Here is a 9,572-nt window from a genome sequence, read left to right on the forward strand (position 1 = left end):
GGCGGAATTCTGATCCGCTTCGGCTTCTAAATTTAAAGCGTCAGGATCGGAATTTAGGGTTTCAGAATTTAAAGCTTCAGAATTTGTAGCTCTAGAATTCAGGGATTCAGAATTTGAAGCTTCGAAATTTGAAACTTCAAAATTAGAGGCTTCGGAATTCTGGATTTCAGAATTCGGGACTTTAAAATTTTCGCCGTTAGAATTTTGTTCCAAACCTCGCTTCGGCTCTTGATGTCGCTTTTGTAGTGGCTTTTTTAATTCATCTAGCCTGCTTTGATCCATTTGCCGCCTTTAAATTTGATGGACGCGCCATTTTATATCCTCGCCGCTTAAAGCTCAGTAAATTACCGCTCACCCGCTGTGCGCCGTTTGATCAAAATTTAGCCTTCATATCTTTGCAGCGATTTTTTATATGTTTTCGCCGTAGCGCAGCCCGTGCTCAGATATGCTTCAAACTCCTCGCTGGTAAGCCTGCGCGGCTCGTTTGCAAGCCTTGCTGCAGCCGCTGTACCCGTCGCACAGCTAGCGCTTGTACCGAAATTCGCTTCATTTACGATCTCGCCTCGTCGGATTCGGTTGCTAAAGCCCGCTGCATGCGCTATTTGCGGCGCACGCCGTAGCGAAAAGCTTAAATTTCGCGTTTGTAGATTTAAAATTTTACCCATGCATTTGCGCGGACCCGTGATAAAATCGCCGTTTTTTACAAGCGTGGCGACGGCAGAGCCGAGCGGACCGCTGCCCGCGGAGCCGCTCAAGTCGCCCTCTGAGCCAGTTAAGCGGCTTGCCGTACCAGGTAATCCGCCCGCCAAAAGCTCTGCGCCGCTTAGGATGCGTAGGCTTCGTACCAAAATCCCGCCGCCGCTTTGCGGGACGCTGCGAAACGAAATGTCAAAGCCGAAATTGTGAAAAAATATCTCGCCCGCCCGCGATATGCGCTTGTAGGTGTTGCGATCCGCGCCCGTGAAATACGCCTTGATCTCCGCGAAGGCGAATTCCGCCCCGCTTACGCAAAGCACATAGTTTTGCAGCAGATCGCGCATGAAATTTTCGATCTTCGTCTGTGCTCGCTCGGCGTCAAACTGCGCCCGCGGCGGATGGGCACCTAGCCCTGCTTGTGATGGGCGGACGTTAAATTTTAAGTGTGCTTGCTCCGTATCAAGACGTGCTTGTTCGGCATTAAATTTTAAAATTTCAGCTTGCTGCGTGCCGCTAAAATATGCCTGTCCGACGCAAAATTCCGAGCCATTTTTTGATTTTAAAAGCTCGCCGTCGCTCCCGTCTCTTGCGCTTCCATCAAGCTTGGGATTTTTTGAAGCGAGCTTTGAGCCCGCCGAAATTCCAAACTCCGCCGCGTCGATTTTTGAGAAAAATTTTTCTAAATTTTCATCGCCCAGCATTTTGCTCTTCCGTAGAATTTCCTTCGCGCTTCGCGATGTCCGCCTTGCTGCCCGCGGTGCTAGATTCACCGTTGTTTCCCTCAGCGTGCGTTAAATTTCCCTCGCCGTTCGTCGTACCTGCTTCGCCGTCTTTTGATTTGGGCGTTTTAAAGCCCCAAATCTCGCAGCGATCTCCACTAAAGCCTTGGAAATAATATCTCTCGCGCTCTCCTAAGCTTTCCACTCCCTTTTCGCATGTGCGCTTGATATATGCCTGGCTCGGATACATTAGTCGATTTACCGCATGGTCATCGCCGGCGTCCGCGCGCTCTATTAGTCCGGCTATGCAGGCATCATCCTCTTCGCCCTTATTGTTTAAAAAAGATTCCCAAATGTTGCAATACGCGCCATTGTTTCTTATATATAGGGCACACAGAATAATAACTCCTACAATTAACAAAAAAATTTGACTTTTACTGATTTTCAAGCTCGCTTTATCGCCCGACATTTGACCCTCCCGTAGAATTGATATCGCGTTTGATTACACCTGTTTCATCGCGGATTGTATCCATACCTTCGCGCGTTAAATTTCCCTCGCCATCCGTTGCGCTCGTATCGCCGCTCGTCGTATTTGCTTCGCCGCCCTTTGATTTGGGCGTTTCAAAGCCCCAAGCTTCGCAGCGATTTTGGATGTAGAGCTCAAAATAATATCTTTCGCGCTCGCCCAAGCTCTCCACTTCCTTTTTGCATGTGCGCTTGATATACGCCTCGTGCGGATATCTTAGCCGATTTGCCGCATATATATTACCCGCGTCCGCTCGCTTTATCAGCTTGGCGATGCAAGCATCATCCTCTTCGTCGTGCCTGCCTGAAAAAAATTCTCTCGCGCTGCAATACCCGCCGCTACCGCTTACAAACGCGGCATAAATAATAATAAGCGCCAAAATTAGCACAAAAACATGGCTTTTACCGATTTTCAAGCTCGCTTCCTTCACGATTAAATTTTGATTTTTTTCGCAGATTTACGATTTGCGGGCAGATCGTAAACTCGCTTACATTGGACTTCGTGCGCAGAATTTGCAACGTAAAATTTGCGATCTCCCCCGCATCCACAAAGCTCGCCTTATCATCTGCGGGCTCAAAGCTCAAATCCTCGTAAAAGGGCGTTTTGGTGATGCCCGGGTTGATGCAGCTTACCCTGATCTGCTTGCGCGCCTCTTCAAAAAGACAGAGCAGAAACGCCCGCAGCCCTGCCTTGCTCGCGCTATAAACCGCGCTAAAGCGGCTCGTCCGCAGCGCCTCGATCGAGCTGATGCCGATGATATGGGCGCGGTTGTGCTTTAAATTCGGCAAAAGCGCGCGCGCGATGATGATGTTTGCGGCAAGATTTACGTTTAAAATTTTTAAAATTTCGCTCTCGCTCATCGCTTCAAGCGGCGCAAATTTCGTCGTACCCGCGCATAAAATCAGCGCGTCGATACCCTGCGCCGCAGCCAGAGCGCGGCACTCTTTTGCCAGCGCGTCCAGATCCTCGAAGCGCGAGGCCAGCGTTAAAATTTCATAGCCGTTTTGTCGCAAAAGCTCTGCAACCGCGCTGCCGATACCGCCGCTTGCGCCCGTGATCAATGCTTTCATCTTTTCTCCTTTAAATTTTAATGCCGCTTCGGCGCGTTAAGCTTAGCGCGTCATGTAAATTTCGCTGCGCTAAATTTTCTTTGTTCATTGTGCCCGACGCTAAATTTGCGCGGTTTAAACAATCTGCGCCGCAACCCCGCCGGGTAAAATTTTAAATTTAGCCCGCGGACATTTTGCCGCGCCGCCGCTTTGTAAAATTTCATCGCCGCTCGCTGTGCCCGTCCCGCACGATTTATAAAATTTAATTTTATAAAACTCGGCGCGCCGCTAAATTTTAACCGCTGACTCGCCATAAATTTCGCGCTGTGTCCTTGACGCCGCATGCGAGCCGGCACAGACCTCGACGTCTGCGGTAAACAGCGTGTCTAGCGCTGCCGTATCTTTGCGAAATACGCCGCTTTCATCGCCCCCTCAAATGCGTCGTTGCTTTCGTACTCGTGCCCCAAAACCTCGCGCCACAGGCTCGCATCCTCCATGCAGAGGTAGAAAAACACCCACTCGCGCCACGGCGAAAGCGCGTCTGCGGCAAATTTGAAAAGCTCGCGCTTGATCTGCGGCGGGTAGGACAGCTTGCCGTTCGCGTCCGCAAGGGGCATCTGCAGAATTTTGCTCCGCAGCCCGCGCGAGCGCAGCTTCTTGACGACGGGCTTGATGAAAGTAAGCGTGCCGAGCGAGACCATCGCGACGCCGCTTGGATCGAAGCTGCGTAGCAGCCGCTCAAAAAGCGCGCCGTAATCGTTTTGCCACCCCTCGTACCAAACCATCGGGTGGAGGTGAAAGCCCACTAAAATGCCGTGAGCCGCGAGCGCTTCTGCCGCCGCCAGCCGCGCATCCAAGCTCGCGCTTAGATGCTCCTCGTTCGCTATGATCGCGGGCGTATTTAGCGAAAAGGTGACGATGAGATTGCGCGGGATCTCGCGCTGCAGGAAAAACTTAATATTGTTCGACTTGCTTTTAAGCTCCAAAATCACGTTTTCATGCCGCGCCGCAAAATCGCATAATGCGCTTAAAATGCCGAAGCGATCGCCCCACATAAGCGAGTCGGAGCTCTGACCCGTGCCGATGTGGTAGCTGCGCGCGGGATCGAGCCGCAGCCGCGCCAAATTTGCCGCGAAATTCTCGTCAAAGCCGATTTTCCCCTCCTTGTAAAAGGAGCCGATCGCGCAATAGGAGCAGTCAAAGCCGCACGAATTAACGGCATCTAGCGTCAGCAGATTGCAGCAGCGCGTGTTTTCGCTCGCCACCGGACAGCGCCCCAAAGCGATACGATCCGCGCGAAAGGATGAAATTTCAAATTTTTTCGGCTCGTAATCGCTTTTGAAGCTCGCGTATGAGTGCGGGCGCGACTTGAGATCCAGCCAGGCTTCGCGCACGAAATTAAAAATTTGCTCGCCGCTCGGGGCTTTCCCTGCTTTATTAAATTTGGCTTTATTAAAATTTAGCTCGCACCGCTCGCTCGCAAGTAGCTCATAAACGGGCGTCTCGCCCCACGCCTCAAAATCGCTCGCAAACTCCGCAAGCTGCTTTCGTTGCTGAAATGAAAAGTGAAATTTCTCAAATAGCACGCCCAAAAACGCGCTCGATCGCTCGCCCAGATTCACGCCAAACTGCGAGCCCGGCTCTTTTTTCGCCTCCGTCATCTTGCTCCGCTTCGTTTAAATTTTGCAAATTATACTTAAATTTCGCGCGCCGTCACTGAAAATCGTTGAAATTTCAGATCTCGCCGCAGAATAGTCGCTCGAAATAGAAGGCGTAAGCTAGCGTAATAGCGACGTTTAGGATCAAAATTCCGCCGAGTATGAGCTTTTGCGGGATTTTTTTGACGCCCGTTCGGTAGTAATACGGCAGGGCGCAAAAGAACGCTGGCAGCACGAGCAGAACGATGCCTAGCGGTATGCCCGTGCCGCCGGTGCCTATCTCCGTACTGCGCACAAACTGCGCCATGGCGGGGAATTTAAGGGCGGCGAAAATGGCCGCCGCAAAGAGTAGCTGCACGCAGACGCAGTAAAATAGGTAGCGCGCGCCTATTAGAGCGTCTTTTAGCCATAGCCCGATGCAGGCAAATGCGAACAAAAGGACTAAAAAGACTAGCGAGGGCAGATCGGCAAACAGATCCGCCATGGCATACGCGCAAACCGCGATGCATGCGCACGCCAAGAGGGCAAAATACAGATAAGAGCCTTTTATTTTCATCGTTTCTCCTGCGCCTCCGTAATGCCTTTTAATTCCGCGATGCATCGGCATATGAAGCCAAAATTTATCCCTCGGCCAGGTTTTTGCACGCACTCATAGTTAAATTTTGCCCTTTATCGCGGCGCGGATTTGCGGCAGGCGCGCCTTTACGAGCTCATAGACGAAGCCTTTACCAAGCCGCTCGCCGCGCAGATGATCGCTTACGATCTTCATCATCGCCCACGGCACGCCCGCGCGCTCGCAAACGCTCACGAAAAGCGCACTCTCCATATCGTAAAGCCTGATGTCGCGATTTGCACGCTCGCAAGTAGCAGCGTCTTTTGCCGTGCACGGCGTATTTTGTGCTGCTCGTGCTGCGGTATTCGTCGCGACGCTGTGCCCGCCTACCGCGATTTGTGAGAGTTTTACGCTCGCTAAATTTTGCGCCTCGACCTGCGTCGCGCTTTGTGTTGCGGCCCGCACCGCGTCGTGCGTGAAATTTTTTGTATCTGCTGCATCGTTCGTTCCTTGCGTTGGGGCTTGTGCGTTTATCTCGCCGCACGCCTCGATCGCTGCGACATTTGCCTCACCGCTCCGTTCCGCTGCATTTAAAATTTTAGGTTCGCTTACGCAGATTAAATTTGCCCGCAGCTTGCCGTCCAAACTCGCGCCGCAAAATTCCTGCGCTGCCGTGCCGTCAAAGTAAAACGCCTCGCCGATTTGCACATTTGTATCCTCACAGCCGCAGACGCCTATGTTTAGCGCAAAGTCCACGCGCCGCGAAAGTAAAATTTCGCCGAAGCGCTCTGAATTTCGCGCGGAATCAAGATCTAAAATTTTAAAATTTTTGGTCGCATTTCGCGCAGAGCCGGTCTCTGCGCCGCCGCCGCAGAGCGCGCCCGCGTCCAAACGATGCTCAAATTTTAGATCCGCGCCGCGCCGATCCTTGCGAAGCTCACGCCCGAATTCCGCGCCCGCTTTAAATTTAGCCCCAAATCTCACGCCGCAGATGTATAAAAGCATCTGCTCGCCTGCGAACAGATCGCCGCTGCGCGTAAGTTTAAAACTCTCGATTATCGCTTGGGCTTCGCAGCGCAAAGCCGTGCAGATTAGTATCATCGCCGCCCCTTCCAAAAGCACAATTTTAACAATTTGAGCTATAATGTAAGATTAATTTGGCACAAAAGGGCGAAAATGAACGATCTCATCACTATCACGGGCGCGCGCGAGCACAATCTGAAAAATATAAATTTACAAATTCCAAAGGACAAACTCGTCGTTTTTACCGGTCTTAGCGGCAGCGGCAAGAGCACGCTGGCGTTTGATACGCTATATGCCGAGGGGCAGCGCAGATACGTCGAGAGCCTAAGCAGCTACGCGAGGCAGTTTTTAGACCGCGTAGGCAAGCCTGACGTCGATAAGATCGACGGTCTGACGCCTGCGATCGCGATCGATCAAAAAACGACATCGAAAAACCCGCGCTCGACGGTGGGCACGATTACCGAAATTTACGACTATCTGAGGCTGCTTTATGCGCGCGTGGGGGTGCAGCACTGCCACAAATGCGGCAAGCCGATCTCAAAGATGAGCTCCAGCGACATCATCGCCGAGATTATGAAGCTGCCGCGCGGCGCGAAGGTGATCTTGGGCGCGCCCTTGGTGCGCGAGAAAAAGGGCAGCTTCGCCGATATGTTGCAAAGCTTGCGCGAGCAGGGCTACGTGCGCGCTCAGATCGACGGCGTGTTGGTACGACTGGACGAGGAGATCGAGCTAAGCAAGACGAAAAAGCACTCGATCAAGGTCATCATCGATCGCACGATCATCGACGAGGAAAATTCCATCCGTATCGCAAGCGACGTCGAAAAGGCGCTCAAGCTCAGCTTCGGCGAGCTTGAGGTGGAGATCGCAAACGCCGCCGAGCTGGGACTCGCGCAGAGCCTGATCCACTACAGCGAGCATATGGCGTGCTTTGATTGTAAAATTTCATTCAAGCCGCTCGAGCCGCTCGCGTTTAGCTTCAACTCTCCAAAGGGCGCGTGCGAGAGCTGCGACGGGCTAGGGATAAAATTTAGTCTTGATCTGGGCAAGATCATCAACGAAAACGCCTCGATCGAGGGCGGCGCGATTAAAGTGATGTCGGGTTTCAACAAGAGCTATTACTATAAATTTCTGCTCGGATTTTGCGAGGCAAACGGCATAAACGTCAAAATTCCGTATGCAAATTTAAACGAGGAGCAAAAAAAGCTGATCCTCTACGGCAGCGTCAAAGAGATCAATTTTTACTGGAAAAAACATAAACTCGTGCGTAAATTTGAGGGTGCGATCAAATACGCCTACGATCTGCTCAAAAACGAAAGCGATCTGGACGATTATATGAGCGAAAAAATTTGCCCCGACTGCGGCGGACTGCGCTTGCGCCCCGAAAGCCTAGCCGTAAAGGTCGCAGACAAGGGTATCGGCGACGTGATAAATATGAGTATCGCAGACTGCGTGGAATTTTTCAGCGATGAGAAGCGGTTTTCAAATTTAAGCGAAAAGGACGCACAGATCGCTGCGCCGATCCTAAAAGAGATCAACGAAAGGCTGTTTTTCTTAAAGGACGTGGGGCTTGGATATCTCACGCTGGGGCGCGATGCGCGCACCATCAGCGGCGGCGAGGCGCAGCGTATCCGTATCGCAAGCCAGATCGGCTCTGGTCTTAGCGGCGTGATGTATGTGCTCGACGAGCCTAGCATCGGACTTCATGAGCGCGATACGCAAAAGCTCATCAAGACGCTACGAAGCTTACAGGAAAAGGGAAATTCCGTAATCGTCGTCGAGCACGATAAAAAGACGATTGAGGCGGCGGATTTTGTCGTGGATATCGGCCCGGGGGCGGGCAATCTAGGCGGCGAGGTCGTATTCGCAGGGGATGTCGCGCACCTGCTTAAAAGCAATACGCAAACCGCGCTGTATCTGAATAATCAAAAGGAGATAAACTACCAAAAGCACCGCAAGCAGGAGCTTTGGCTAAGTATCAAAAACGTAAATATCAATAACATCCACGGCCTTTGCGCAAAATTTCCGCTGCGAAATTTAGTCGGCATCACGGGCGTTAGCGGCAGCGGCAAGAGCTCCTTGGTGCTGCAAACCATACTGCCTACTGCGCTTGAGGAGCTAAATCGCGCGAGGAAAGTGCACGCGGTAAAGGACGCTAAAATTTCTGGGCTTGAGAGCCTGGATAAAGTGATCTATCTGGATCAAACCCCGATCGGACGCACCCCGCGCAGCAATCCCGCGACCTACACGGGGGTGATGGACGAGATCCGCGCGCTTTTTGCCGCGACGAAGGAAGCGCAGCTGCGTGGATACAAGATCGGCCGTTTCAGCTTCAACGTCAAGGGCGGGCGCTGCGAAAAATGCGCGGGCGAGGGCGAGATCACGATCGAGATGCACTTCCTGCCCGATATCAGCGTCGTTTGCGACGTCTGCCACGGCACGAGATACAACGCGCAGACGCTTGAAATTTTATACAAAAACAAAAGCATAGCCGACGTTTTGGCGATGAGTATCGACGAGGCGCTCGAGTTTTTCAAAGCCGTGCCTAAAATTTATCAAAAGCTAAAGACGCTCGCGGACGTCGGGCTCGGCTACGTTTCGCTAGGCCAGCCCGCCACGACGCTTAGCGGCGGCGAAGCGCAGCGCGTCAAGCTCGCCAAGGAGCTAAGCCGCACCGATACGGGCAACACGCTGTATATCCTAGACGAGCCGACGACGGGGCTACATTTTGCAGACGTAGATCGCTTGGTGGCGGTACTGCATCATTTGGTCGATCTGGGAAATTCCGTCTTTGTGATCGAGCATAATCTGGACGTCATCAAAAACTGCGATTACATCATCGACATGGGACCCGAAGGCGGCGAGGGCGGCGGACGGATCGTCGCTTGCGGTACTCCAGAAAAGCTTGCGAAGGATTTTAAAAAGACAGGTAGCTACACGGGAGAATTTTTGGCGCAGGAGCTAGCAGCGATGAAAAGCGCAAGCAAAAATAAACGGGGTTAAAACGCCTTATCGGGGGCAAGAATGGATTAAAGCAGGCTTGAAGAATTAAGAAAGCTTTTGAATGAGCGGCGCGGTAATGCAAAGCGAAGCTGCGACAAGGAGTTTGACGGAGAAAATTTTGACGCTCAAAATTTCGAAGCCGAAAATTTTGATAATTCAAAATCCGATAGATTAAATTTAAATGCTTCAAATTTTCACGCCTCAGATTTAAATGATACAAATTCTAAATCTTTAAATTCCGATGCTTCAAATTTAGACGACGTAAATTCTAAAGTTTCGAATTCTAAAGCCCCAAATTCCGATCCTGACGCTTTAAATTTAGAAGCCGAAGCGGATCAGAATTCCGCC

General features: G+C 51.6%; 10 protein-coding genes. 2 read left to right on the forward strand and 8 right to left on the reverse strand.

Annotation, left to right across the window (positions count from 1 at the left end; all coding sequences use genetic code 11):
* The 8 genes from Q0117_RS02255 to Q0117_RS02290 form a co-directional block, all read right to left on the reverse strand.
* Positions 1-282, reverse strand: a 282-nt coding sequence (locus tag Q0117_RS02255) for a hypothetical protein (protein WP_297921942.1), incomplete at its 3' end; no start/stop codon positions are given.
* 98 nt (positions 283-380) lie between these two features.
* The gene (locus Q0117_RS02260; protein WP_297921945.1) at positions 381-1,397 is read right to left on the reverse strand and encodes a hypothetical protein; all 1,017 of its coding nucleotides are present in this window, start codon (positions 1,395-1,397) and stop codon (positions 381-383) included.
* Complete coding sequence (locus tag Q0117_RS02265; protein ID WP_297921950.1) at positions 1,384-1,884, reverse strand: hypothetical protein; 501 nt, start codon at positions 1,882-1,884, stop codon at positions 1,384-1,386. Before Q0117_RS02265 ends, Q0117_RS02260 begins: the two co-directional genes overlap by 14 nt.
* Positions 1,871-2,356 carry a hypothetical protein gene (locus Q0117_RS02270; RefSeq protein ID WP_297921953.1) on the reverse strand — a complete coding sequence of 162 codons (486 nt, stop codon included), beginning with the start codon at positions 2,354-2,356 and terminating at the stop codon, positions 1,871-1,873. Before Q0117_RS02270 ends, Q0117_RS02265 begins: the two co-directional genes overlap by 14 nt.
* Entirely contained in the window at positions 2,343-3,011 is a 669-nt protein-coding gene (locus tag Q0117_RS02275) for an SDR family oxidoreductase (protein ID WP_297921956.1), read from the reverse strand. Before Q0117_RS02275 ends, Q0117_RS02270 begins: the two co-directional genes overlap by 14 nt.
* Before the next feature lie 365 nt (positions 3,012-3,376).
* Positions 3,377-4,651 carry a spore photoproduct lyase family protein gene (locus Q0117_RS02280; RefSeq protein WP_297921960.1) on the reverse strand — a complete coding sequence of 425 codons (1,275 nt, stop codon included), beginning with the start codon at positions 4,649-4,651 and terminating at the stop codon, positions 3,377-3,379.
* Positions 4,652-4,724: 73 nt separating this feature from the next.
* Entirely contained in the window at positions 4,725-5,204 is a 480-nt protein-coding gene (locus Q0117_RS02285) for a hypothetical protein (RefSeq protein ID WP_297921963.1), read from the reverse strand.
* Between the two features lie 99 nt (positions 5,205-5,303).
* Positions 5,304-6,302 carry a hypothetical protein gene (locus Q0117_RS02290; protein ID WP_297921966.1) on the reverse strand — a complete coding sequence of 333 codons (999 nt, stop codon included), beginning with the start codon at positions 6,300-6,302 and terminating at the stop codon, positions 5,304-5,306.
* A 75-nt stretch (positions 6,303-6,377) separates the two neighbouring features.
* Here Q0117_RS02290 and uvrA point away from each other — a divergent pair, with 75 nt between their 5' ends.
* Both uvrA and Q0117_RS02300 read left to right on the forward strand, forming a co-directional pair.
* Positions 6,378-9,224: an excinuclease ABC subunit UvrA gene (gene uvrA, locus Q0117_RS02295; protein ID WP_297921969.1), complete on the forward strand. Its 2,847-nt coding sequence runs from the start codon at positions 6,378-6,380 to the stop codon at positions 9,222-9,224.
* Between the two features lie 57 nt (positions 9,225-9,281).
* Positions 9,282-9,572, forward strand: a 291-nt coding sequence (locus Q0117_RS02300; RefSeq protein WP_297921972.1) for a hypothetical protein, incomplete at its 3' end; no start/stop codon positions are given.

The organism is uncultured Campylobacter sp. (assembly GCF_937997535.1).
Classification (GTDB): domain Bacteria; phylum Campylobacterota; class Campylobacteria; order Campylobacterales; family Campylobacteraceae; genus Campylobacter_B.